23 protein-coding genes are annotated in these 24,163 nt (G+C 74.4%); 10 read left to right on the top strand and 13 right to left on the bottom strand.

The features are described 5' to 3' along the window. Positions 1-12 precede the first annotated feature (12 nt). Both ACIRS1_RS21440 and ACIRS1_RS21435 read right to left on the bottom strand, forming a co-directional pair. Complete coding sequence (locus ACIRS1_RS21440; RefSeq protein WP_402842145.1) at positions 13-1,392, bottom strand: SMI1/KNR4 family protein; 1,380 nt, start codon at positions 1,390-1,392, stop codon at positions 13-15. A 212-nt stretch (positions 1,393-1,604) separates the two neighbouring features. Next, positions 1,605-2,558, bottom strand: a complete 954-nt coding sequence (locus ACIRS1_RS21435; protein ID WP_402842143.1) for an alpha/beta hydrolase — start codon at positions 2,556-2,558, stop codon at positions 1,605-1,607. 44 nt (positions 2,559-2,602) lie between these two features. On the opposite strand from ACIRS1_RS21435, the gene ACIRS1_RS21430 reads away from it, so the two are divergent. Then, entirely contained in the window at positions 2,603-3,085 is a 483-nt protein-coding gene (locus ACIRS1_RS21430; RefSeq protein WP_402842140.1) for a MarR family winged helix-turn-helix transcriptional regulator, read from the top strand. Between the two features lie 141 nt (positions 3,086-3,226). Then, positions 3,227-3,499: a hypothetical protein gene (locus ACIRS1_RS21425; RefSeq protein ID WP_402842137.1), complete on the top strand. Its 273-nt coding sequence runs from the start codon at positions 3,227-3,229 to the stop codon at positions 3,497-3,499. Positions 3,500-3,629: 130 nt separating this feature from the next. Here the strand turns inward: ACIRS1_RS21425 and ACIRS1_RS21420 are convergent, their stop codons facing one another. The 8 genes from ACIRS1_RS21420 to ACIRS1_RS21385 form a co-directional block, all read right to left on the bottom strand. Further along, positions 3,630-6,329 (bottom strand): fumarate reductase/succinate dehydrogenase flavoprotein subunit, encoded by a 2,700-nt coding sequence (locus ACIRS1_RS21420; protein WP_402842134.1) that lies wholly within the window; start codon positions 6,327-6,329, stop codon positions 3,630-3,632. A gap of 11 nt (positions 6,330-6,340) precedes the next feature. Continuing rightward, positions 6,341-7,186: an ABC transporter ATP-binding protein gene (locus tag ACIRS1_RS21415; RefSeq protein WP_402842132.1), complete on the bottom strand. Its 846-nt coding sequence runs from the start codon at positions 7,184-7,186 to the stop codon at positions 6,341-6,343. After that, positions 7,186-8,037, bottom strand: coding sequence for an ABC transporter permease (locus ACIRS1_RS21410; RefSeq protein WP_402842130.1), 852 nt, complete (start codon positions 8,035-8,037; stop codon positions 7,186-7,188). The genes ACIRS1_RS21415 and ACIRS1_RS21410 overlap by 1 nt, the downstream gene beginning before the upstream one ends. Next, on the bottom strand, positions 8,034-9,419 hold the full coding sequence (locus tag ACIRS1_RS21405) for an ABC transporter substrate-binding protein (protein ID WP_402842127.1): 1,386 nt from the start codon (positions 9,417-9,419) through the stop codon (positions 8,034-8,036). Before ACIRS1_RS21405 ends, ACIRS1_RS21410 begins: the two co-directional genes overlap by 4 nt. A gap of 13 nt (positions 9,420-9,432) precedes the next feature. Continuing rightward, the gene (locus ACIRS1_RS21400; protein WP_402842124.1) at positions 9,433-9,660 is read right to left on the bottom strand and encodes a ferredoxin family protein; all 228 of its coding nucleotides are present in this window, start codon (positions 9,658-9,660) and stop codon (positions 9,433-9,435) included. Between the two features lie 9 nt (positions 9,661-9,669). Then, positions 9,670-10,422 carry a GntR family transcriptional regulator gene (locus ACIRS1_RS21395; protein WP_402842122.1) on the bottom strand — a complete coding sequence of 251 codons (753 nt, stop codon included), beginning with the start codon at positions 10,420-10,422 and terminating at the stop codon, positions 9,670-9,672. Between the two features lie 242 nt (positions 10,423-10,664). Continuing rightward, positions 10,665-11,537, bottom strand: a complete 873-nt coding sequence (locus ACIRS1_RS21390; protein WP_402842119.1) for an RNA polymerase sigma-70 factor — start codon at positions 11,535-11,537, stop codon at positions 10,665-10,667. Positions 11,538-11,597: 60 nt separating this feature from the next. Beyond that, entirely contained in the window at positions 11,598-12,812 is a 1,215-nt protein-coding gene (locus ACIRS1_RS21385) for a permease (protein WP_402842116.1), read from the bottom strand. A gap of 216 nt (positions 12,813-13,028) precedes the next feature. Between ACIRS1_RS21385 and ACIRS1_RS21380 the strand changes: the two genes are divergently transcribed. Continuing rightward, the gene (locus ACIRS1_RS21380) at positions 13,029-13,403 is read left to right on the top strand and encodes a VOC family protein (RefSeq protein WP_402842113.1); all 375 of its coding nucleotides are present in this window, start codon (positions 13,029-13,031) and stop codon (positions 13,401-13,403) included. A 122-nt stretch (positions 13,404-13,525) separates the two neighbouring features. Continuing rightward, entirely contained in the window at positions 13,526-14,728 is a 1,203-nt protein-coding gene (locus ACIRS1_RS21375; RefSeq protein ID WP_402842110.1) for an MFS transporter, read from the top strand. A gap of 64 nt (positions 14,729-14,792) precedes the next feature. Here ACIRS1_RS21375 and ACIRS1_RS21370 read toward each other — a convergent pair whose 3' ends face one another. Continuing rightward, complete coding sequence (locus ACIRS1_RS21370; protein ID WP_402842108.1) at positions 14,793-15,524, bottom strand: TSUP family transporter; 732 nt, start codon at positions 15,522-15,524, stop codon at positions 14,793-14,795. A 365-nt stretch (positions 15,525-15,889) separates the two neighbouring features. On the opposite strand from ACIRS1_RS21370, the gene ACIRS1_RS21365 reads away from it, so the two are divergent. Then, positions 15,890-17,023, top strand: a complete 1,134-nt coding sequence (locus ACIRS1_RS21365) for a restriction endonuclease (RefSeq protein WP_402842106.1) — start codon at positions 15,890-15,892, stop codon at positions 17,021-17,023. A 93-nt stretch (positions 17,024-17,116) separates the two neighbouring features. Here ACIRS1_RS21365 and ACIRS1_RS21360 read toward each other — a convergent pair whose 3' ends face one another. Further along, positions 17,117-18,583, bottom strand: coding sequence for an MFS transporter (locus tag ACIRS1_RS21360; RefSeq protein ID WP_402842104.1), 1,467 nt, complete (start codon positions 18,581-18,583; stop codon positions 17,117-17,119). Further along, the gene (locus tag ACIRS1_RS21355; RefSeq protein WP_402842101.1) at positions 18,580-19,068 is read right to left on the bottom strand and encodes a MarR family winged helix-turn-helix transcriptional regulator; all 489 of its coding nucleotides are present in this window, start codon (positions 19,066-19,068) and stop codon (positions 18,580-18,582) included. Before ACIRS1_RS21355 ends, ACIRS1_RS21360 begins: the two co-directional genes overlap by 4 nt. A gap of 158 nt (positions 19,069-19,226) precedes the next feature. Here ACIRS1_RS21355 and ACIRS1_RS21350 point away from each other — a divergent pair, with 158 nt between their 5' ends. The 5 genes from ACIRS1_RS21350 to ACIRS1_RS21330 all read left to right on the top strand — a co-directional run bounded on the left by ACIRS1_RS21350 (position 19,227) and on the right by ACIRS1_RS21330 (position 24,090). Continuing rightward, the gene (locus ACIRS1_RS21350; RefSeq protein ID WP_402842098.1) at positions 19,227-20,201 is read left to right on the top strand and encodes a BtpA/SgcQ family protein; all 975 of its coding nucleotides are present in this window, start codon (positions 19,227-19,229) and stop codon (positions 20,199-20,201) included. A gap of 316 nt (positions 20,202-20,517) precedes the next feature. Beyond that, a complete protein-coding gene (locus ACIRS1_RS21345; RefSeq protein WP_360216526.1) occupies positions 20,518-22,002 on the top strand; it encodes a cytochrome P450 in 1,485 nt (494 codons plus the stop codon). A 65-nt stretch (positions 22,003-22,067) separates the two neighbouring features. Then, a complete protein-coding gene (locus ACIRS1_RS21340; protein WP_402842096.1) occupies positions 22,068-23,066 on the top strand; it encodes an aminotransferase class IV in 999 nt (332 codons plus the stop codon). A gap of 55 nt (positions 23,067-23,121) precedes the next feature. Then, complete coding sequence (locus tag ACIRS1_RS21335) at positions 23,122-23,706, top strand: GTP cyclohydrolase II (RefSeq protein ID WP_363363803.1); 585 nt, start codon at positions 23,122-23,124, stop codon at positions 23,704-23,706. Positions 23,707-23,721: 15 nt separating this feature from the next. Continuing rightward, positions 23,722-24,090, top strand: a complete 369-nt coding sequence (locus tag ACIRS1_RS21330; protein ID WP_402842093.1) for a non-heme iron oxygenase ferredoxin subunit — start codon at positions 23,722-23,724, stop codon at positions 24,088-24,090. Positions 24,091-24,163: the final 73 nt, after the last annotated feature.

Genomic DNA, 24,163 nt, shown 5'->3' with positions numbered 1-24,163 from the left:
GCCGGGCGGCCGCTACCGCAGCGGTCCGAGCTCGCCCTCCACCACGGTCTCGGTGATCAGGGGGCGGTGCCGGAGGGCGAGCAGCTCGTTCGCCAGAGCCACGACCGCCCGCGGGTCCCGGTCGGTGTAGGCGAGGATCTCGGCCGCCGAGAGCCCGCGCGGGACGGCCCCGGCGTCGAGCAGGGCCCGCCACTCCTCCGGCGGGAGTTCCAGGAACTCCAGACCGGTCAGCCGGGCGATCTCCAGCGGGTCGGCGAGCGCCCCGGGGCCGGCGCACAGGGTGCGGAGCCGGGGCAGCCCGGCCACGGGCGCGAGGCTGACCCGGTCGCCGCGCCAGCCGCCGAGGGTCAGCACCTCCAGGTCGGGGTGGGCCGCGGCCTCGACCTCGCCGGGCCACTCGCCGTGGAGCCGCACCACCGCCCGCGCGCGGCCCGGCATCCGCCCCGCGTACCCGTCCCGGTCCGGGTGCAGCACCTGGTCGGTGAGGGACTCGGCGAGCAGGTCGGCTCCGACGCTCCACTCGGGGGCGAGCACGATCACCTGCCCGTGGTGGCCGCGCGGCCCCGGCGTCAGGTCCACGGCGACGCGTCCCCCGCCGCCCGTGTCGCCGATGACGATCCATCCGGGCGAGCCGACCAGGCCCTGCACGGCCGCCCCAGGGGCGGTGCCGGCCGCCTCGGTCGCCGCGGTCCCCCAGCGGAACGACCGGGACGACGCGTCGGCGATCGCGAGGCGGTCCAGGTGGAACAGCTCGAAGCCGACCGCGTCGTCGACGCGCTGGCCGGCGTCGAAGTCGCCGTCCCAGTCCTCCCACCGGGCGCGGGTCACCCGGTAGAGCGCACGGACCTCCTCGGGCAGCGCGACACCCAGGCGGGCCTCCGCCGCGGCGATCTCCTCCTCGGTGGCACCGATGGCGTCGGGTATCCGCTCGCGCAGCGTCCGCTCCAGCAGGGCCGGGTCCGCGGACGGGGCCGGCCCCGCCCCCGGCACGGCCTCGGGCAGGCGGCGCCACGGTTCGGGCACGGCGCCCTCGACCAGCAGCAGCGCGCCCGGGTGGGCGTTGCCGAGGGGGGACTCGACGGCCGCGCCGTGGTCGAACAGGCGGAGCACCGCCCGCCCGCACGGCGGGATCTCCGCGACGAGCGCCAGAGCTTCGATCCCGGCCCCGGCGATCGCACCCCGCACCCGCTCGGCCGCTTCGAGCTGCGCCCGGTTCTCCGGCGGAGTGGCGCCCCCGGGCTGCGGCGTCCGCCACCGCAGGGGAAGGCTGTACCCGTGCCGGTCGAAGCTCCCCGCCACGTAGCCGCCCGGTTCGGCGAGGGCCGCGGCGTGGTCCCCGCGCAGGATCCGCAGCAGCGGCTCCCAGGTGGCGAAGTCGTGGAGTGCGGACACCGCTGGCCTCCGGTCGGTCCGGTAATCGTGACGGTGGCGATCATGCCACCCGCCTCCGGAGCCCTCGACCGGATGCGCCGGATCCGCCCGGCCGCCGGGGCCGACCCCGCTCGGGTCACCGCCGGTCAGCCCGGTCAGCCCGGACCGGACCAGGGGCCAGGAGCCAGGAGCCAGGGGCCAGGCCGCCGGGCTGCCGTCAGCGCGTCCGCCGCCTACCGGCCCGCGCTGACGCGCTGGCGCAGGAAGAGCGCGGCACGGTCCAGCGCCTCGTCCGCCTCGTCGAGGACGCCCGCGAAGGCCTGGAACACATGCGGTACGTCGGCGGTGACGTCCAGGACGACGTCCACACCGGCGGCCCTGGCCCGCGCGGCCAGGCGGGTGGAGTCGTCCAGCAGCAGCTCGTTGGCGCCGACCTGGATCAGCATCGGCGGGAAGCCCGTCAGGTCGGCGAGGACGGCCGGGCTGAGCAGCGGCTGGTGCGGGTCGGCTCCGGCGAGGTACAGGGCCCCGGTGTGCGCGAGGGCGGCGCGGGTGAAGATCGGGTCGACGCCCTCCTTGGTGTCCATGCTCTCGCCGCTCCGGGTCGCGTCGACGCCCGGGGAGAGGGCCAGCAGGGCGGCCGGCAGCGGAAGGTCCGCGTCCCGGGCGGCCAGGCAGGTGGTGACGGCGAGTCCGCCGCCGGCGGAGTCCCCGGCGAAGACGATCGTCGAGGGGTCCTCGCCGCGGTCGAGGAGGGCGCGGTAGGCGCTCAGGGTGTCCTCGATCGCGGCCGGGAAGGGGTGTTCGGGGGCGAGCCGGTAGTCGACCGAGTAGGCGCCGAGTCCGGTCCTTGCGACGAGGTTCCCGGTCAGGCCGAGGGCGGTCTCGGGTGAGCCGAAGACCCAGCCTCCGCCGTGGAAGTACAGGATGGTCCCGCTGCCGGCCCCCGCTCCTACGACCCCTACGACCCCTGTGTCCCCTGCGGCCCCTGCGTCCCCGGCCGGTTCGACCCGCAGGGCGGGCCGGTCCCCGAGGGTGGTCGGCGTGGTGCGGATGCGGTCGTGGGGCACGGTCATCCCGGCCATCAGGGCGCGGAACCCGGCCCGGATCTGCTCGACCGACTGCGGGCCCTCCGGGCCCGGCTGCCGCAGGATCGCGTCGACCCGTGCGCGCTGTTCGCTGCTCATGTGCACTCTCCCCAGGGCAAGTAGCTTCCCGTACACTATATGCCGTGGAATATACATTGGATGGCGAGAACGCCGCGAGCGACCTGCCGGGCGTCTTCTCCGACCTCGTCCGGTGCGAGACGCGGCTGTACAACGCCCTCAACGACCGGCTCCGCGAGCAGCACGGGATCGTCACCTCGCAGTACGAGTTCCTGAGCTACCTGCGCGACCACCCCGGGTGCCGGGTGGCGGACCTCGCCGCCGAGTTCGCGATCGGCGTGGGGGCGACCAGCAAGGGCGTCGACCGCCTGGAGAAGCTGGGGTGGGCCGCCCGGCAGCCGAACCCCGCCGATCGCCGGTCCTCGCTGCTGGCCCTCACCGCCGACGGCACCCGGCTCGTCGACGCGGCACAGCGCACTTTCACCGGCACCTTGGCCGAGCTGCTCGGCGGCACCCTCGACGGCCCCTCCCTGACGGCGGTCGCGGCGGCCCTCGCGACCCTGCGGTCCGCCCTCGAACGCGACCAGGTCGGCACCCCGAGCGGCTGACGCACCGTCGGCGTCACAGGTGGGAGCTGATCTCGCCACCCGTGCTGAGCACGATGGCGACGCCGTTGGCCATGGCCCCGGCATCGTGCTGGTCGGCGGCGCCGCCCCACGTGCCGCGGGACCTGCCGGGACAATGGGCCGATGACCAGTCAGCTCCCCCGGGGCATCCAGAACCTCATCCCCACCGCTCCCACCACCACCGCCGGTGAACGGGCCGCCTCCCAGCTGCTCCACCTGCGCACCGCCACCGTGCCGGTGCCGGTGCTGGCCGCCGCCGTCGAACTCCTCGCCGAGCTCCTGGCGAGCGGGGACCCGGCCACCCGGGCGGCGGCCGCGGACGTCCGCGCCCGGCTGCTGGCGTCGATCGAGGACGCCGCCCCGCCCGCCACCGGGCCCCGCCCGCGCGGGGCCTGAGACCTGGGCCGGTAGCCGCGGACGGCGACGGGCCCCGCCGCTCCACCTCGGAGCGTGCGGGGCCGTCGTGTTGTCGCGCTGTCGCACCGTCGTGCTGTCGTGCCGTCGCATCCGGCATGCCGTCGCGCCGTCAGGCGGGGTCGCGGGCGGCGCGGAGGGCGAGGCGGGCGTAGGCGCGGACGTCGGCGTCGGAGTCGGCGAGCCGGGCGCGGAGCGCGGGGGAGGCGACGGGGTCGGCGGCGTGGGGGGCCAGGGCGCGGACGGCGGACTTGCGGACGTCGTTGTTGGCGTCGTCGAGGAGGCGGGTGAGCGGTCCGAGGGCCGCGGCGGTGCCCAGCGCGGTGGCGGCCGACCGCCGGACCTGCCACGCCCCGTCGGTGGCGCCGGCCAGGGCGCGGGTGAGCAGCACGGGCGGGCACCCGATGCCGGCGGCGCCCTGGAGGGCCGCGGCGCGGACCAGCGGGTCGGCGTCGGTGGTGAGGGCGGTCAGCGCCGTGACGGCGGCGACGGTCGGCTGCCCGACGGTGCCGAGTCCTTCGGCGGCCGCGACCCGGACCTCGCGCGCCGCGTCGCCGGCGGCGGTGGCCAGCCGGTCCGCGGCGTCGAGGGCGACCAGCCCGCGGACGGCCTGCAGGCGGACCGGGACGGCCGAGTCGCCGAGCCCGGCGGTGTACAGCGCGGCGGTGCCGGTGCGCAGTGAACGGGAGAGGTCCAGTGCGGCGGCCCGGACGACCGGGTCGCCGGCGCCGGCGGCCTGTTGCAGGGCGGGGCCGAGCGAGGCGTCCAGGACCTCGACCAGTTCGCGCAGCCCGGCGGCGGCCGCGGCCCGGACCAGCTCGTCGGGATCGGTGAGGGCCCGGGTGAGGGCGGGGCCGGTGCCGTCGGGGGCGGCCTCGGTGAGCACGGCGACGGCGGCGCGCCGCACATCGGCGGCCGGATCCGCCAGGTAGGGCGTCAACTCCGCCAGGGTGGGCGTCCGTTCGGCGGTCCGCAGCAGGTCGAGCAGTCGGGGGGAGCCGGCGGGTGCGGTGCCGGCGGCCGGTGCGCTGCGGGGCGTACCGGGGGTGGCGCCGGTGCGGCCGACCGGCAGCGGGTGCACCTCGCCGAGGACGGTGGGCTCGCCGCCCGGGGGCTCCAGTCCGTCGACGGGCACCAGGTAGGGGGCGACGGGCCGGGTGAGGAACTCCATGGCGCCGGCGGCGTTCTTGCGCAGGTTGAGGTGGCGGAACCAGCGTGCGTCGTCGCGCTCGGGGCGGTCGACCCGCTGGTGGTAGAGGCCCCAGCGGCTCTCGGCGCGGGCGAGCGAGGATCGGGCGGCCATCTCGGCGCAGTCCCGGATGAAGTCGACCTCGACGGCGCGCATCAGCTCGTGCGGGGTGCGGGCGCCGATGGCGGCGACCTCGGCGCGCATCCGTTCGGTGTGCTCGATGGCGATGGACAGCCTGGCGTCGGTCTTGGGCGGGGCGATGTAGTCGTTGACGAAGCGGCGCAGCTTGTACTCGACCTGCGGCTGGGTCGGGCCGTCGGGGTGGCGCAGCGGGCGGTAGACGAGCTCGTGGGCGGCGGCGATCTGGTCGGCGGGCAGTTCGGCCCGCTGCGCGGGCAGGTGGGCGGCGGCGTGGGTGCCGGCGAGGTCGCCGAAGACGAACGCGCCGATCATGTAGTTGTGCGGGACGCAGGCGAGGTCCCCGGCGGCGTAGAGGCCCGGGACGGTGGTGGCGGCGTTGTCGTCGACCCAGACGCCGCTGGCGGAGTGGCCGCCGCACAGGCCGATCTCGGAGATGTGCATCTCGATGTCGTGGGTGCGGTAGTCGTGGCCGCGCCCGGCGTGGAAGGTTCCGCGGGTGGGGCGTTCGGTGGTGTGGAGGATGCCCTCCAGCGCCTGGACGGTCTCCTCGGGCAGGTGGGTGGTGCGCAGGTAGACCGGGCCGCGGTCGGAGGCGAGTTCGGCGGCGAACTCGGTCATCATCTGTCCGGACCAGTAGTCGGAGTCGACGAACCGCTCGCCGTGCCGGTTGACCTGGTAGCCGCCGAAGGGGTTGGCGACGTAGGCGCAGGCCGGGCCGTTGTAGTCCTTGATCAGCGGGTTGATCTGGAAGCACTCGATGCCGCTGAGTTCGGCTCCGGCGTGGTAGGCCATCGCGTAGCCGTCACCGGCGTTGGTCGGGTTCTCGTAGGTGCCGTAGAGGTAGCCGCTGGCGGGCAGGCCGAGGCGGCCGCAGGGCCCGGTGGCGAGGATCACGGCGCCGGCCGAGACGGTGACGAACTCGCCGCTGCGGGTGTCGAACCCGGCGGCGCCGACGGCCCGGCCGTCGCGGGTGAGGACGCGGACCGGCATCACCCGGTTCTCGATCCGGATCCGTTCGCGCATGTCCCGGCGGCGCAGCACCCGGTAGAGCACCTTCTTGACGTCCTTGCCCTCGGGCATCGGCAGGACGTAGCTGCCGGAGCGGTGCACCTGGCGGACCTGGTACTCGCCGTGCTCGTCCTTCTCGAACTTGACGCCGTAGCCCTCGAGGCGCTGGACCATGGCGAAGCCGCGGGTCGCCGTGCGGCGGACGGTGCGCTGGTCGACGATGCCGTCGTTGGCGCGGGTGATCTCGGCGACGTAGTCGTCGGGTTCGGCTCGGCCGGGGACGACCGCGTTGTTGACGCCGTCCATGCCCATGGCGAGCGCGCCGGAGTGCCGGACGTGGGCCTTCTCCAGGAGGAGGACGTCGGCTCCCGCCTCGGCGGCGCTGATCGCGGCCATCGAGCCGGCGGTTCCGCCGCCGACGACGAGGACGTCGCAGTGCAGCCTGCGGGCGCCGGCCGGGTCGGGGAGGTGCATGGGGGTGCCTTTCAGGAGAGTCGGGCGAGGATCCGTTCGCGCAGCCGGAGCAGCGCCGGGTCGGTCCCGTCGGTGGCCGGGGAGGCGGCGCGGGGTGCGGCCGTGCCGGGCGAGGCGGTCGCGCCGGTGCCGGGTACGGGGACGCCGGGTGCGGCGGCGCCGGTCACGGCGGTGGCGACGAGTGCGGCGGCACCGGGCAGGCGCGGCCGGGGCACCTCGTGCAGGTCGGCGAGGGTACCGCCGCCGAGGACGGCGACCCGGTCGCCGAGCAGCAGCGCCTCGTCCACGTCGTGGGTGACGAAGACGATCGTGCACTGGTGCTCCGCCCGTACGGAGAGCAGGAGTTGCTGCATCCCGGCGCGGGTGCGGGCGTCCAGGGCGCCGAACGGCTCGTCCATCAGGACGGCGCGCGGTGCGCCGACCAGGGCCCGGGCCAGTTGGACGCGCTGGCGCTGTCCGCCGGACAGCTCCCGGGGCAGCCGGTGCCGGTGGTCGTCCAGGCCGACCCTCGCCAGCCAGTCGGCGGCCGCCGCGCGGCGTTCGGCGCGGGGCACCCGGCGGACGGCGAGCGGCAGTTCGACGTTGCGGCGGGCGGTGCGCCAGGGCAGCAGGCCGTCGTCCTGGAAGACCAGGGCGCGTTCGGCGGACGGCACGGTGATCGGGGCTCCGTCGGCGAGCAGCTCGCCCTCGCCCGCGGGGTGCAGTCCGGCCAGGGCGCGCAGCAGGGTGGACTTGCCGCAGCCGGAGGCGCCGACCACGGTCAGGAGTTCACCGGGCTCGACGTCGAGGTCGACGCCGCTCAGCACGGGGTGTCCGGCGTGGCCGAGGCCGAGCCCGCGGGCGGTCAGTCGCAGCATCAGTCGCTCCCGGGGGTGGGCGGCAGCCAGCGGGTGAGGCGGCGGCCGAGCAGTTCGACGGCGCCGGAGGTGAGGCGTCCGAGCAGGCCGATGGTGGCCATGCCGACGAACACGCCGGGGTAGTCGAGCACGGTGTAGGCCTGCCAGGTGCGGTAGCCGACGCCGAACTGGCCGGAGATCATCTCGGCGGAGATCACGCAGATCCATGCCACCCCGATGCCCACGGACAGCCCGCCGACGACGCCCGGCAGGGCGCCGGGCAGCACCACGCTCCACAGCACCCGGGCGCGGCCCGCGCCCATGGTGCGCACCGCCTCCTCCCACCGGGGCGGCACCGCGCGCACGGCGTGCCGGGTGGCGACGGTGACGGGGAAGTAGGCCGCGGCGAAGGTGATGAAGACGATGCCCTGCTCGTTCTCCGGGAAGAGCATGATCGCCACCGGGACGAGGGCGATCGCCGGGATCGGCCGGACCAGTTCCAGGACGGGGCCGAGCAGGTCGGCGGCGGTGCGCGAGCGGGCCAGCAGCACGCCGGTGGCGACGCCGAGGAGGGCGGCGAGCAGGAAGCCGCCGCCGATCCGCCGCAGGCTCTCGGCGAGGTCCTGCCAGTACTGCCCGGTGGCGACCTGGCGGACCAGCGCCCGCCCGACCTGGTCGGCGGTGGGCAGGTGGTCGAAGCGCACCCAGAGCCGCACCCGGTGCACGGTGAGCAGCTGCCAGAGGGCGACGAAGGCGAGCAGGGCGGCGCCGCGCAGCGTCCACCGGCGGGCCCGTCCGCCGCCCCCGCGCGGCCGCGGGGCCGGTGCGGGCGGGGCCGGCGGCGCGGCGGGGCGGCCCAGGACGGTGGTCACGCCGCCGCCAGGGCCTGGTCGTAGGAGAGCGGCCGGGCGCCGGGGTGGGCGCCGAGGTAGGCGGCGGCGCCGTCCTCGGTGGTGAAGGGCAGCAGCCGGCTGCCGTCCTGGACCCAGTGGTCCTTGTCGGCGAACCAGCGGGTGCCGGTGGCGGCGTCGGGCACGTAGGCGGCGCGGACGGTGCCGCCGCCGGCCTTGAGCGCGCGCAGCAGGCAGCCGGGGTCGGCGGCGGGCCGGGTGGCGGCCTCGCCCCGGTACCAGACCTCCCCGGCGAGCTTCGGGTCGTCGGCGGGCCGCCCGCAGACCGGGTCGGTGCCGGTGATCCTGGCCGGGGGGACGTCCGGCAGGGCGGCGCGCGCGAGCGGCCGCGGGTCGACGAAGCGGTCGAGGTCGAGGGCCTTGAGCACGCCGACGGAGGCGAGGAAGGGCACGTCCTTGCGCAGCGCGTCCAGCAGCTCGGGCCGCAGTGCGGTGGCGAAGGTGGCGATGCCGTTCGGGCCGTTGTAGAGGTAGACCACCTCGGGGGCCAGGCCGGTCGCGGCGGCGACCTTCCCGGCGGCGGCCAGCGGCTGCTCGTTGAGGTAGCGGGTGGCGTCGGCCTGGGCGGTCAGGAAGGCCTGCACCACCTCGGGGTGCGTGGTGGCGTACTTCTGCCGTACCACCACGCCGTGCAGCGTGGGCTGCTGGAGCGCGGAGCCGTCGTAGAGCAGCCGGGCGCCGTCGCCGAAGACGACGGCGCCGGGCCAGGCGACGAACTGGGCGAGGGCGTCCACGCTGCCGGCCTTGAGGGCGGACGTGCCGACGGCGGGCTGCTGGTTCTGCTTCCGGACGTCGGAGTCGACGACGCCGGCCCGGCGCAGGGCCTGGACGAGGGTGCCGTCGGCGGCGGAGCCGACGGAGGTGGAGACCGTCTTCCCCTTGAGGTCGGCCAGGGTGCGGGCGCCCGATCCGGCGGGGACGACGACGCTGTTGAGCGCGCCGAGCAGGTTGTAGCCGGTGACGGAGACCAGCCGGGTGCCGGGGCCGCCGGCCTCCTGGGCGCGGGAGCCGTTGATCAGCAGCGGGTAGTCGCCCATCGAGCCGATATCGATCTTGTCGGCGAGCATCTGGGCGGTGATCGGCGCGCCCGAGTCGTAGTCCTGCCAGGTGACGCGGTAGCTCCGGCCGTCCTTGCGGCCCTGCTCGGCGAGCCGCTGCTCCAGGTAGCCCTGGGCCCGCAGCAGCGTCCCGGCGGTGACGGTGTTGATGGTCTTGGACTGGTAGCCGACCACCACCTCGACGGTGCCGTCGGCCGCGGCCGGGGAGGTGCAGGCGGTGGCGGTGCAGGCGGTGGCGGCGAGGAGCGCGGCGGCGAGCACGGGTCTGATCTTGTCGTGGGGCATCCGGGAGGGCTCCTCAGCGCAGCAGGTAGGGCATGTTGACGGTGACCGCCCCGGTGGGGCAGCGGGCGGCGCACGGGCCGCAGTACCAGCACTCGTCGACGTGCATGGAGGCCTTGCCGGTGGCCGGGTCGATGGCGAGCGAGTCGAGCGGGCAGACCTCGACGCAGAGCGTGCAGCCGTCGATGCACAGCGAGGCGTCGATGGTGACGGGCACGTCGGAGCGGTGGTCGGCGAGTGCCATGGGGATTCCTCAGGAAAGGTCGCGCAGCAGCCGGCCCTGCATGGTGATCCGGTCGCCGCGGAAGCGGACGTACTCGAGGTCGACGGGGCGCCCGTCGGCCAGCGTGGTCAGCCGCTCCAGCATCAGCAGGGCGGCCCCGCGCGGGACTTCGAGGACGGTGGCGGAGTGCGCGTCGGCGTTGACGGCCTCCAGGGTGATGTCGGCGGCGCCGAGCGGCTGCCCGGCGGCGTCCTCGATCAGCCGGAACACGTCCCGGTCGACGAGGTCGGCCGGGTCCAGCCGCTCACCCAGGTCGGGCGCGAGGTAGGTGAGGTCCAGCGAGAGCGGCAGCCCGCCCAGGCGCCGCAGCCGCTCGACGTACAGCACGTCGCCGCCCTCGGGCAGGCCCAGCCTCCGGGCCACCGGGCCGGGAGCCCGGACCGGGCCGAAGGCACGGACCTCGTTGGTCACCTCGCCGTGCTCGTGCAGCGTCTCGGCGAGGCCCTGCAGGCGGGTGAGCCCGTGCGGCAGCTTCTCCGCCACCACCAGCGTCCCCGAACCGGGGACCCGGCGGACCAGGCCCTCGGCGCGCAGCAGGTCGAGGGCCTCCCGGACGGTGTTGCGGGAGGCGCCGAACTCCTCGGCCAGCTGCTCCTCGTGGGGCAGCTGGCCGCCGCGGTAGACGTCGCCGAGCACCTGGTGGCGCAGCACGTCCGCGACCTGCCGGGCCCGGTCGGCGCGCAGCCGGCGCACTGCGGGCCGGGTCGGGTTCTCGCTGGTCATCGGCTGCTCCTGGCGGACTGCTGCGGGGTCAGCCAGAACCCTAGGGGCGGGTGGCCCACCGGTGGGTTGCCGCAGCATTACGCCATCTGACGCCCGGTCCGCTGCCCGCCTGACCTGCACCGATGCCCGACCGCCCGCCCGAACCGCCACCCCGGCGCCCACCGACCGCCGACCACCGGCCGCCCGGCGGGACGCGTCCGCCGGGCGACGACCGGGGCGGCGGTGGGCCGGGGCCGGTGCGGTCAGTGGAGGCCGCGGAGCTTCTCCGGGTTGACCTGGAAGCGCAGGTGGTGGATGCGGCCGTCGGTGAGGTCGTAGGTGAGCGCGCCGACGGGGCGGCCGTCGACGGTGAACAGGATGCCCTCCTCCCCGTTGATGACGGCCGGCTGCCGGGCGATGTCCCGCAGGTGGGGCTTGGCGAGGACGCCGATCATCCAGCGGGCGACGCCGTCCGCACCGTGCAGCGGGCGGCGGGCCGCGGTGACCTTGCCGCCGCCGTCGGCCCAGGCGGTCACGTCGGGGGCGAGCAGTTCCATCATCGCGTTCAGGTCCCCGCCCGCGCAGGCGGCGAGGAAGCGGCCGGTGACCTCGCGGCGCTGGTCCGCGTCGCTGTCGAAGCGGGAGCGCCGGGCCCGGACGTGTTCGCGGGCCCGGTGGGCGGTCTGGCGCACCGTCGCCTCGCTGCGGTCGAGGATCGCGGCGATCTCGCCGTACGAGTAGCCGAAGGCCTCGCGCAGCACGAAGGCGGCCCGCTCGACGGGGGTGAGGCTCTCCAGGAGGACGAGCACCGCGGTGGAGACGGTGTCGGCCAGTTCGGCCTCCTCGGCGACGTCGGGTGTGGTGAGCAGCGGCTCGGGCAGCCACGGTCCGACGTAGGACTCGCGGGTGGCGCGGGCCGAGGTGAGCCGGTTCAGCGAGAGGTTGGTGACCGTGCGCACCAGGTAGGCCCGGGAGTTGGCGACCGCGCCGTGGTCGGTGTCGGACCACTTGAGCCAGGCGTCCTGCAGCACGTCCTCCGCGTCGGCGACGCTGCCGAGCAGGCGGTAGGCGGTGGCGAAGAGGAGTCGGCGGTGCGCGGTGAAGTCGTCCAGTGGCTGCGTGGGCGTGTTGATCATGGTCAATCAGGCTGCCACCGAGCCGCTCCCCCGGCAAGCGTGATGATCCGGTCCACGGGGTCAGTGGCCGACCGGTGGGCTCCCGCGGTGGCCGTGACCGTCCGCGCCGCCGTGGGCCTCGTCCGGTCCGCCCCCGTGGGCCTCGTCCGGTCCGCCGCCCATCATCCGGAGCATCGCAGCGCCGCCGGTGCGGAAGAAACGGGTCACCAGGGCCGCGGCCAGCAGCAGGAAGGCGATGTTGAGCCAGGTGGTGTAGTTCCAGCTGACGCCCTCCATCGGGATCTCCGCGTCGCTCTGGTCGGGCACCAGCCCCAGGGCGCCGAAGGTGAACTCCACCACGTACCCGGCCACCACGATGGCGACGTAGAAGGTCCCGAGGAGGAAGAGGGCCGTCCGGCGGCCGTAGTACTTCCGGTAGATGTTGAGGATCGGCAGGATCAGCAGGTCGGCGAAGATGAAGGCGATCACCCCGCCGAAGCTGATGCCGCCCTTCCAGAGCACCACCGCCAGCGGCACGTTGCCGATCGAGCAGACGAAGGACGCGATCGCCACCAGCGGGCCGACCAGCGGGCCCCACACCTTGGCGGCGAGCGGGTGGTCGACGAAGAAGAAGGCCTGCCAGAAGGAGTCGGGCACCCAGGCGGCGATGGCGCCGGCGATGAGCAGGCCGATCACCAGGTCCTTGAGGATGGCCGCCCACTCCATGACGAAGACGTGCGAGGTGGCGGTGTAGCCGCGCGGGGAGAGCAGCCGCCGGGCGAAGGAGCCGCTCCCCCGGACGGACATGTCCATCGCGGCGTGCCCCTCCATCGAGCCGGCCCGGCCGTGGTCCGCCTGTTCGCGGGCCTCCCGCAGCATCCGCTCGCGCAGGAGGACGCGGAAGAGGAGGGCGAGGACCACGATCATGATCGGCCCGCCGACGAACTCCGCGGCGGTGAACTGCCAGCCCATCAGCAGGGCCAGGATGACGCCGAGTTCGACGACCAGGTTGGTGGAGGCGATCTCGAAGGCCATCGCGGCGGTGAAGTCGGCGCCCTTGCGGAACAGCGACCGGGCGAGCGCCACCGCGGCGTAGGAGCAGGAGGAGGAGGCCGCGCCGAGGAGCGCGGCGACGGCGAGGGTGCGGGGGCGCGCGTCGCCGAGGAGCCGGACGACGGTCGCCTTGTGCACGACGGCCTGGACCACGGCGGACAGCAGGAAGCCGAGGATCAGCGCCCAGGTGATCTCCCAGGTCATCGATCCGGTGATGGACAGCGCGTGCAGGATGGCGCTCATACGCGTCGGTTCCCCCCTCGACTGGCGGTCACAGCGCGGACGATATACCCCCTATAGGTATTGCGCGAGCATCTCGCCCGTGTCGCGGAAACCGGTCGCGCGGGCGGCGGGCCGATCACTACGGTGGGGCGGCAGCGCTGCGGCACCACGCGAGGCCGCGCACGAGCCCGACCCCCGACCCCCGACACCCGACACCCGACCGCCAGGGAGACCGCCATGCCCCCGCCGCCGCTGAAGCTCGCCGCGATCACGCTCGACTGCGCCGACCCCGTCGCGCTGGCCGCCTTCTACCGGCAGGCCACCGGGTTCGAGCCGCATCCGAAGTCGGACGCCGAATTCTCCGGGCTCACCCGCGGGGACGGGTTGTTCATCGGCTTCCAGCGGGTCGACGGCTACCGCACCCCGCAGTGGCCCGGCCAGGACGTGCCGCAGCAGATCCACCTCGACTTCGAGGTGGACGACCTCGACGCCGCCGAGGCGATGCTGCTGGAGCTGGGCGCGGTCAGGCCCGGGCACCAGCCGCTCGGCGGCGACCGGGTCCGGGTCCTCCTGGACCCGGCCGGGCACCCGTTCTGCCTCACCCTGCCCTGACCCCCGGCCCGACCCGCGAACCGACCCGCCCCCCTGACGCGCGTGCCGTCGGCACACCCGTTCGGCCCAGCCGGGCCGCGTGCGCCGCGGGGACGACAGGCGGGGGCACCTACCGTGGGCGAATGACCGATCATCAGACTGCGCGGCCCGTCGTCGACCGCCTCGGCTACCTCGGGGCGGCCGCCGCCTTCGCCGTCTGCATGGCGGGCACCACCCTGCCCACCCCGCTGTACGGCCTCTACCAGGAGGAGATCGGCTTCTCCGAACAGACCGTCACGGTGGTGTTCGCCGTCTACGCCCTCGGCGTCATCGGCGTGCTGCTGCTCGTCGGCACCGTCTCCGACGCCGTCGGGCGCCGCCCCGTCCTGCTCTGCGGGCTCTTCTTCGCCGCCTGCAGCGCCCTCGCCTTCCTGGCCGAGGGCGGACTGCCGCTGCTGGTCCTGGGCCGTCTGCTGTCCGGCCTGTCCGCGGGCCTGTTCACCGGCACCGCCACCGCGTACGTCCTGGAACTCGCCCCGCCCGGGCGTCGGGCCCGGGCCGGCTTCGTCGCCACCGCCGCCAACATGGGCGGCCTCGGCTGCGGCACCCTGCTCTCCGGGCTGCTCGCCGAATACGCGCCGGACCCCCTCGTCCTGCCGTTCGTCGTCCACCTGGCGCTGATCACGGCGTCCTTCGCCGTCCTCTGGCTGCTGCCCGAGACCGTCGCCGGGGCCCGCCCGCTGCGCACCGCCCGCCCGAAGCTGCCGACCCTGCCGCCCGAGGTCCGCGGGGTCTTCGTCCCCGCCGGGCTCGCCGCCTTCGCCGGCTTCTCCCTGCTCGGCGTCTTCACCTCCGTCACCCCCGCCTTCCTCGCGCAGAGCCTGGGCATCGACAACCGCGCCGTCGTCGGCCTCGTCGTCTTCACCGGGTTCTTCGCCTCCACCCTCGGCCAGCTCGTGGTGCCGCGGCTGGGCACCGCCCGGGCGATCCCCCTCGGCTGCCTGGTGCTCATCGCCGGGCTCGCCCTGCTGGCCGCCTCACTCGCCTGGACCACCCTCCCGCCCCTGCTGCTCAGCGCCCTGGTGGGCGGCGCCGGCCAGGGCATGGGCCTGCGCGGCGCGGTCGGGGAGGTCGCCGCGGCCGCCCCCGCCGAGCACCGCGGCGGCGTCCTCTCCGCGCTCTTCGTGGTCGCCTACTTCGGCATCTCGATCCCGGTCATCGGCGTCGGCTTGCTCTCCGAACCCCTCGGCCTCGCCCACGCCGGCCTCGTCTTCACCGCCTGCATGGCCGTCGTCGCCGCCGTCTCCGGCACCTACCTGCTCCGCCGCTCCCGCGCCACCGCCTGACCGGCCGGGCCGGACGGACCGGACCTGACGGGTCACCCGGTCCGCCGCAGCTCAGGCCCGGGCCTCAGAGCCCCCACAGCCCCTTGCCCAGAGTGGTGAGGCCGCCGGCCAGTGCCAGCAGCAGCACCAGCGACCGGGCCCGGCGGTCCGGGATCCGACCGGCCAGCGCCCGGCCGGCCAGCGCGCCGAGCGCCGTCGCGGCCGAGACCAGCACCCAGAGCGGCGCGGTCAGCTGGGGCAGGCCCTTGGCCGTGACGGAGAAGGCGTTCACCACGACCCCGTAGAACTGCGCGTTCGGCACGAACTCCCGCACCGACCAGCCCGCGTTGACGGCGTAGAGCGAGATGGCCGGGCCGCCGACCCCCGCCGAGGAGTTCATGAACCCGCTCGCCGCACCGGCGGCCACCGCTCCCCCGGCGCCCCGCAGCGACGGCACCCGGGCGCCTGCCATCACCAGCAGCACGGCCGCCGTCACCAGCACCCCCATGCCCGCCAGCAGGACCGGCTCCGGCAGCCGGGCCGCCACCCAGGCCCCGGCCGGTACGGTGCAGGCGGCCGCGGCGATCAACGGCAGCATCGCCGCCACCCGCACCTCCCGCCAGCCGTCCACCAGCCCGGCCGCGCTGATCGCACCGGCCGCGCAGTTCGCCAGCACCACGCCCTGCGCCGGGCCGAGCAGCAGCACCAGGGCGGGCGCCGCGACCAGCGCGAACCCCATCCCCGTCATCCGCTGCACGGACGCGCCCGCCAGCACGACGACACCCAGCAGGACGTCCGCGGCCCATCCACTGCTCACCGGCGGCTCCTCGTACGCGCTGGTCGTTCGTGGTCCCGCCCAGCGTCCACCCGGCGGACGGGTGCGGACAACGGCGTTTCCCGGCCGAACAGAGCCCAGGTCAGCCGGGCGACTGCCTGGCGGGCCGCTGCCCGGCCGTCCGGCCGCGGGGCGGGCACGCCGGGCCACGGTCGAAGCCCCACGTCGTCGGCCGTCCGGGGCCGATCACGAAGCGGCTGCGCGCCGGGCGCAGGCCGCCTCGGGCGGGCGGTGCTCGGCATCCGATCCCTCCGGAAAGGTCTCGTTTGTGCGACGGCGCTGACGCGGTGTCATCCGATCCCCTACGGTGACGCCTGCCGCAGTCGTCACCGCCAAGGGAGCACCACATGTCCCGGAGCCGTAAGCTCCACCGCCTCAGCACCCCCGACACCGACGAGCGCCGCGCGCAGCGGATGCTCTTCCGCCACCTGCGCGACGACACCAACGCCGACCGCGGCCGGATGGCGCGGCGGGTGCGCGAGCTCCAGCTGCTGCTGGCGATGGACCCGGTCGAGTTCGAGAGGCTGATCGCCCGGCTGATGGAGGCCATGGGCATGAAGGTCGAGCTGACGGCCCGCTCGCGGGACGGCGGGGTGGACGTCCGCGGGCTCGACACCGACCCGTTCCGGGGCGGGAACGTGATCGTGCAGGTGAAGCGGTACCGGGACACCGTCGCCCCGACGGCCGTCCGGGACCTCTACGGGACGCTGCAGCACGACGGGGCGGCCACCAAGGCCGTACTCGTCACCACCAGCAGGTTCGGCCCGAGTTCGCACCAGTTCGTGGCGGGCAAGCCGGTCACCCTGATCAACGGCGCCGAGCTGGTCGGTCTGCTCAAGCACCACGGTTTCCACGAGGTGTTCGCCGCCGCCCAGGACGGTGCCGGCGCGGGCGCCGCGGACGGCGCCGGGGAGGCGGACGGCCTGCCGGCGATCGAGGTCGCCACCGAGCCGGCGCGGCTGCTGCTGCACTGGACCGGCGAGGAGGAGTACGACATCGCGGCGCTGGTCTGCCGGGGGAACGCCGCACTCTCGGACGAGCACCTGGTGTTCTACAACAACGGGTCGACGCCGGACGGTTCGGTGCGACTGGTGACCGGGTACGGCGACGCCAACGCCTGTCTGATGGTCGACTTCGACGCGCTGCCCGCCGAGGCCGACCGGTTGGTCATCGTCGCCGCGGCCGACACCGAGAACCACCCCGGGGCCACCATGGCGGGCTTCGGCGGGCCGGCGCTGATCCTGGAGGCGGGCGCCGACCAGCCCGCGTCGGTGGTGCACCTGGCCGACGGTGCGGAGACCAACACCGCGATGCGCCTGGGCCGGTTCGACCGCGACGAGGCGGGCGACTGGGACTTCACCCCGGCCCTCGCCGGGTACCCGGGCGGCCTGCGCCAGGCCGTGATGGCCTACGGCGTGGAGGTCGACGAGGCGGACGGCGCCGACGCGGTGGACGAGGCCGTCGAGGTCGTCGAGGCCTGAGCCGGTCGCGGTCACCGGGGAACCGTCGAAGGCCGACCTGAGCGCCTGCCGGGGCTCGGTGGCCACGGTCCCCGGAACCGCATGCCGGCGTCCTCAGCTTCCGGTCCGACTCGACCGGCCCCGGCCCGGCGCACCGACCGGCACACCGTCCGGGGCCGCGGTCGGACCGGTCCCGGGTGTGCGGCGGCGGGCGAGAGCGAGGCCGGTCATCGCCGTGATCACCATCGCGGCGATGCCCACCAACGCCGCGGTGGTGTAGGCGTCGTCGTCCGGGAAGAGGCGGCCGGTGGCGGTGCCGGCCGCCAGCACCAGGCCGCCGATGGCGCTGCCCAGGGAGTAACCGACGCTGCGGACGACGTAGTTGAAGCTCATGGCGCTCGACGTCTCGCTCGTGGGTGTGACGGCCAGGATGACACCGGGCATGGCGGCCGAGAAGCTGCCGACGCCGAGGCCCAGCACGCCCATGGCCACCAGCAGTTCGGCCAGGCCGGACCGGGCCGTGGCGAACACGACGAACCCGCAGCCGACGACGGCGGCGCTGCCGGCCAGCAGCAGCGGGCCGTCGATCCGTTCGCGGACCCTCGGCGTGAGCCTGCCGGCGACGAACCCCAGCACGGAGAACGGGACGAGGACCAGCCCCGCGGCGAAGGTGGTCAGCCCGAAGCCGTAGCCGGCGCCGGGCGGCGTCTGCGCGTAGCGGGTGATGAGCGTGAGCAGCAGGTACATGCCGCTCCCGCCGACGAACATCGCGATGTTCGCGCCGGCGACCGCCGGGTGCCGTACCGCCCGGACGTCGACCAGCGGCGTCCTGCTGCGCAGCTCGGAGGTGGTCCACAGGCCGAGCAGGAGCACGGCGACGACGGCGAGGGTCACCGCCACGGCGAGGTGACGGCTCCACAGACTCCGCTCGCCGGCCAGGAACAGGGCGAGGAACAGCGCGCCCGCCAGGACGATCGCGCCGGCCACGTTCACTCGGGCGGAGCGGCCTGCGGGAGCCGCGGGCACGGAGCGCCAGGCGGTCAGGAGAGCGAGGGCGGTGACGAGCAGGCCGAGGCCGTAGGCGGCTCGCAGCCCACCGAACTCGGCGAGCAGGGCGACGAGCGGGTAGCCGACGCCGGCTCCGATGATGGAGACCACGGAGATCAGGGCGATCGTGGCCGCGCTGCGCTCCGCGGGAAGGTGGTCGCGGGCCACGCCCATCAACAGCGCGGTGAGGCCGAGTCCGACGCCTTGGGCCGCCCGGCCGACGAGCAGCCACCCGAACGGGAGCGGCAGCACGGTGAGCGCACTGCCCACGACGACGATCGCCAGCGTCGCGAGGATCGTGGCCCGCCGGTGCGGGCCGGCTCCGAGCCGGCCGAGGACGGGTGTGGCGACGGCACCGCTGAGCAGCGCGATGGTCAGCGTCCACTGGGCACTGTCGAGGGAGACGTGGAACGTGGTCGCCACGCTCGTGATGAGCGGTGTCCCGAGGCTGCCGACCGCCGCCACGACCAGGGCGATGAACATCAGGGCGGGGACCAGCGCCCGTGTCCCGGAACGTATCGGGGCGGTGCTCATCGGCCGGTCCTGCGCTTGGGCCGCGGCGACTGCTCCGGCTCCGCCCCGGCGTGACTCTCGAGCTCCGCCAGGTGCAGCAGCGCCGGAAGGGCCGCCGCCAGGGCCTCGACCTCGTCATCGGTGAGCCCTTCGACCAACCGCGCGTACGCGTCGACGCCCGCCTGGCGCCGCGTCCGGACGTAGGACGCGCCGGCCTCGGTCAGGCACACCAGCGTGACCCGCCTGTCGGACGGATCGCCCGTCCGCTCGACCAGGCCGGATTCCTCCATGCCGCGGACCAGGACGGTCATCGCGGGCTGGGTGACGCCCTCGGCCGCGGCCAGATCGGTGATCCGCCGCGGGCCGGTCTTGTCCAGGGTGGCCAGGGTCGCGGCGGAGGTGAGGCTCATGTCGCGGGGAAGGCGCCTCACGGCCCTGGTGGCCAGGCCGTAGAGGGCCGACCCGATGGCGGCGGGGGCGTCGGGCGCGGGGTCTTGGTGACTCATGCTCGAAGCATAGCTGTTTTATATGAATCCTTTATGCACTTTGCGGCGAAGGGTTCCGGGCGCCGACCCCGTCCCGGTTCCGCCGTTGTCCGGCGCCGGCGGCCGCACCCCGGGTAGCCTGGGAACCGCCTTCCCCAGCTCACTTGGCCAATCACACGGTGCGAGACGTCCGTGCCATCGCCGGCAGTGGCTCCGGGCGCCTCCTCGGGACCTCGGTGGAGTTCATGGCAGCCTTCGGCAGGGAAACGACCGACCGCCCCGGCGGCACCCCGGGGCGCGGGGATCTGGAGCGGCTCTTCGGGCGGCGGTTCGCCCTCATCGGCATGATCCACCTGTTGCCGCTCCCCGGCTCGCCCCGGTTCGTCCCGGAGCGCGGGATGGCCGAGGTGGTCCGGCGGGCCACGGAGGAGGCCCGGCTGCTCGTCGACGCGGGGTTCGACGGGCTGATCGTCGAGAACGGCTGGGACATCCCGTTCCTCAAGCCCGACGACATCGGCCCCGAGACGCCGGCGGCGATGGCCGTCGCCACGGCCGAGGTGGCGCGCGCCGTGGGCGTGCCGCTGGGGGTCAACTGCCTGGCCAACGCCGTCGACCGCTCGCTCGCGGTGGCCGCCGCCACCGGCGCCCGGTTCGTGCGCTCCAACCAGTGGGCCAACGCCTACGTGGCGAACGAGGGCCTCGTCGAGGGGCGGGCCGGGCTGATGACGCGCTACCGGCGGGCGATCGGCGCCGAGCACGTGACGGTCTGGGCCGACGTCCAGGTCAAGCTCGGCTCGCACGCGATCACCGCGGACCGCTCGCTGACCGACCAGGCCCGGGACGCGGCCTGGTTCGACGCGGACGCCCTGATCGTCACTGGGACCAGGCTCGGCGACGCGCCCCTGACGGACCACCTGGAGACGGTCCGCGCGGCCACCGACCTGCCCCTGGTGGCGGGCTCCGGCGTACGGGTCGAGAACCTGGCGGACGTCGTTCCGCACGCCGACGGCGCCATCGTCGGCAGTTCCATCAAATCCGGCGGGGTCTGGCACGGCCGGATCGACCGTGGGGTCTGTGAGCGGTTGAGTGCCGCACGGGACGAATTGGAAAAGCGGTTCGAGGATTCGGGCCCGTCCGACAACCTGTCGGACTGACCGGGGAATTCGGCCATTCCCGAGATCACCACGGCGTCGTTGCGCGAACCGATTCGCGCCTCATATATTGACCGGGTCATCTCCTGTCGGCCGTGCCGGCACGATCGGCACGGTACGGGGTTTCGCACGCGGAACGATCAACGGGGGGATCGGACGGGCCCGCACGTGCGGCGGCCCGGTGCGGCCCGGTCGGGGGTGACCGGATCTCCGGCTCCGAGTTCGAGGAAAGCGCTCCCTGACGTCCCGGGAGCGCCTGAGCCAATGACGAGGCGCGCCCGTTCGCCGGGGCCCGCCCCTGAGCGTCGAGGAGTGGATCATGAGGTTATTACGGTACGTCCCGGTGGCGGCCGCCGGCGCCGCCTCGCTGGCCTTCACCGCGAAGGCGGCACGCACGGTGCGCGAGCGCCGGTACTACGAGAAGCAGGGCGTCGCGTTCAGCCGGACCTACCCGCTCATCGGGTCCGAGACCGACGTATCCGGGCTGATCGGCCGGAACAAGACCCGGGACTATCTCTACCTGGACCATCCGGCCACGGATTTCGTGGGAAGCATTCGCGGTTTCGACATCCAGCTCTACGCGGTGAACCGGCAGGCGACGGAGATCCTCACCTCCCCGGCGGTCACCGGAAAGTACATCGACCGGGACACGCCCGCCCTGTATTCCTTCGGGCAGTTGTCCCCCTCGGCGATGACGTTCCAGAAGATCACCACCGAACACTTCGGCGACCGCAAACGCAACCTCGGAAAGGGCTTCGACCAGGAGCGGATCGACGAACTCTCGGCCCGGCGGGCCGCCGGGACGTGCGCGGCGTTCGACGCCCGGGCCCCGCTCGACATGAAGACCATCGCGGGCGACTACACCCGTGAGGTCATGGGCGAGTTCGTCTGGGGACAGGACGCGATGCGGCTCACGGTGTCCTACAAGGACGGCCGCGGAAACGTGTCGCAGGTGCCCTTCATGCTCTCCCTGAACGAGACCTTCACCGGCCTGCGGTTCTACTCCAACCGCTTCTGGAACCGGGTCCACTTCCCGATGGCGACCTGGCCGGTCACCCGGGAGGCCCGGCGCCTGCAGTACAACATCAGGGCGCTGCAGGACCACCTGGCGGAGCTGCTGCAGGGCGTCCCCGGGCCCGGGACGGTGTGGGAGCAGGTCGCCACCGGCAACGGGAAGCTCGACATCCCGCTGGAGATCACCCGGGACGACCTCCTGACGGCCTCCATCGCCGGCCTGGACACCGTCCAGAACACCATCCTCGCCACCCTCTGGTACGTCCTCCAGCCGGAGAACGCCACCTGGTGCGAGGCGATCGCGGGCAGCACCGGCGACCGCAAGGACGAGCTGGTCGAGGCCTGCGTCAGCGAGTCGCTCCGGCTCAGCCCGCCCGGATCGGTCATCAACAACAAGATCGTCGAGGACTTCGACGTGGACGTCGAGGGGCGCCGCTACCTGCTGCGCAAGGGCACCCGGGTGATGCCCAACATCCACGCGCTGCACGCCCGTTACGGCGACGCCTTCCTGCCCGAGCGCTTCCTGCCCGAGGCCAAGGGCTCCGAGCCGTACGTGCTGCCCTTCGGCAAGGGCCGGCGCAGCTGCCCCGGGCGCAACCTCGGCATGGTGATGGCGAAGAACTTCGTCAGCCGGTTCGTCACCGAGCACCCCGAGGCGCGGATCACCAACCTCGCGGACAAGGACATCCACTTCAACAACCTCTCGCACTCCCAGCTGCTGATCGCCATCGGCCCGGCCGCGGCGCACGGCTACGACACCGCCGGCTCCTGCCCCGTCCTCCCGGCCTGACCGTGGCGCCACGGGACGCGGAACTCCGCCCCGCGCGGGGCGCCGGGGAGGGCTGGCTGCCCTCGGTGGCGGTGTCGCGGTGCGAGGAGCAGGGTGGCGGGGACGCCCTGGGCGGCGGCGCCGGGTACGGGCCGCCGGTGCTGACCGCCAACGACGTGGGCGGGCTGGCCGAGTTCAGCGCGGACGGCATCCAGTTCGGCTTCTCGGTCTTCGAGGGGATGCGCGCGTTCGTCGCCGCCCCGGAGTTCCTGGTCTTCCGCTCGCGCGACCACCACGAGCGGCTGCGGGCCTCCTGCGCGGCGCTCGCACTGCCCTGTCCGTCCTACGAGGTGTTCATCGCGGCCGTCGAGCGGGCGGTGCGCGCCAACTGGGACGGCGGGGAGCCCCGGCTCTACCTGAGACCGGTGGTGTTCGCCGCAGGCGGCGACCTCATGCCCCTGCGGAGCCGGACGTCGGTGTTCGCCGTCCTGGTGAAGCGCTTCGACCCGGCCGCCGAGGGCCTGGCCGTCCTCGTCGAGGGCGGCGCGCCACGCACGCTCCCGGCGTTCGCGAGCGTCAAGACCGCCGGGAACTACACGAGTTCGGCACTGGCGATGCGCCGGGCGGTGGCCGCGGGCTGTGACACGGTGCTCTGGCTGGACGGCGACGGCCACCTCCAGGAGTGCACCACGACGAACGTGTTCCTCCAGCTGGACGGCCGGCTGGTCACCCCGCCCCTGGGCTCGATCCTGCCCGGAGTCACCCGCCGGACGGTGCTCGACCTGCTGGCCGGCATGGGCGAGCAGGTGGTCGAACGCCACGTCCACGTCTCGGAGTTGTCCGCCGCCCTGGCCCGCGGCGAGCAGCTGCACGTCTTCACCACCTCCACGGCGCTCGGCCTGCGGCCGGTGACCCGCCTGCGGCTGGACTCCACGGACCACCGGCTCGGCGGAAGCGCACCGGAGGCCTGGCGGCGGGTGGCCGAGCAGTACTCCCTGGTGACGGCGGGGTTCACCGCCGCGGCCGGGCCCCACGCGCCGATCCTGGCGCGTTCGCACCGCGCCGACCTGCGCGGCCCGGCCTGAGCCGAGCCGGTCGGCGGATCAGAGAAGCCTCCCTCTCCCAACGGATTGGATCGACGTGGTAGTCCTCCTGGCCCAGGGCCCGATACACACCCGGTACGGCGACTTCACCGAGTACCTCTTCTACGACGGCCGCAACGAGTCGATCGCCATCGTCATGGGCGACATCGCGGGCGGGCAGGGCGTGCTCTGCCGGGTGCACTCGCACTGCACGTCCGCCCACGTCTTCAACGGCGTCGAGTGCGACTGCCGGGAGCAGATGGCGATGGCGCAGGAGAAGGTCCGGCGCGCCGGCGCCGGGATCATCGTGTGGCTGGACCAGGACGGCAAGGGCAACGGCCGGATGGCCGAACTGCTCACCGCCTCGCTCAAGGCCGAGGGGGTCGCCCAGACCGAGGCGTACGCGCGGCTCGGCTTCCCGCGGGACGCCCGGTCCTTCGACGGGGCGGCCGAGATCCTGAAGTTCTTCGGCGTCGGCTCGGTGACGCTGATGTCCAACAACCCGGAGAAGGCCGGCGGGCTGCGCGCCTGCGGCATCACCGTCGCCGGCACGGAGGCGCTGACCGTCGTCCCGGACAACCCCCTGGTGGAGAAGACGCTCCGGGACAAGGTCCGGTACCAGAACCACACGATCGAACTCTGAGCGGGGAGGACGAGCATGACCAACGGGCCGATCGATCCGATCAGGGTCTGCGCGGTGTCGGACCTGTCCGAGGACAAGGGATACCGGGTCGCCGCGGTGTCGCCGCCGATCGCGGTCTTCCTCGGCCGGGACGGCGCGGTGCACGTCGTCGACGACTCCTGCACCCACCAGACCGCGGCGCTGTCGGACGGGTGGGTCGACGACTGCGTCGTGGAGTGCCCGCTGCACATGTCCCGGTTCGACCTGCGCACCGGGGCGGTGGACGCTCCGCCCGCGAAGGCCCCCGTCCGGGTCCACGCCGCCGAGGTCGTCGACGGCGAGGTCTGGGTGACGCTGTCGCAGGAGGCGCCGAACCTTCCGCCGGGCGTCCGCGCCCGGTCCTGACGGCCGGCGCGGCCCGGGTCGGTGACCGGGTCGCGCCGCGCGCGGGCCGGGTCCTCCCCGGCGGCGCTCAGGC

Origin of the sequence: Kitasatospora sp. NPDC101176 (genome assembly GCF_044768035.1) — a bacterium.
Taxonomy (GTDB): Bacteria; Actinomycetota; Actinomycetes; order Streptomycetales; family Streptomycetaceae; genus Kitasatospora.
The sequence above is the reverse complement of the archived record's forward strand: the minus strand, read 5'-3'. Positions and strand labels throughout refer to the sequence as shown.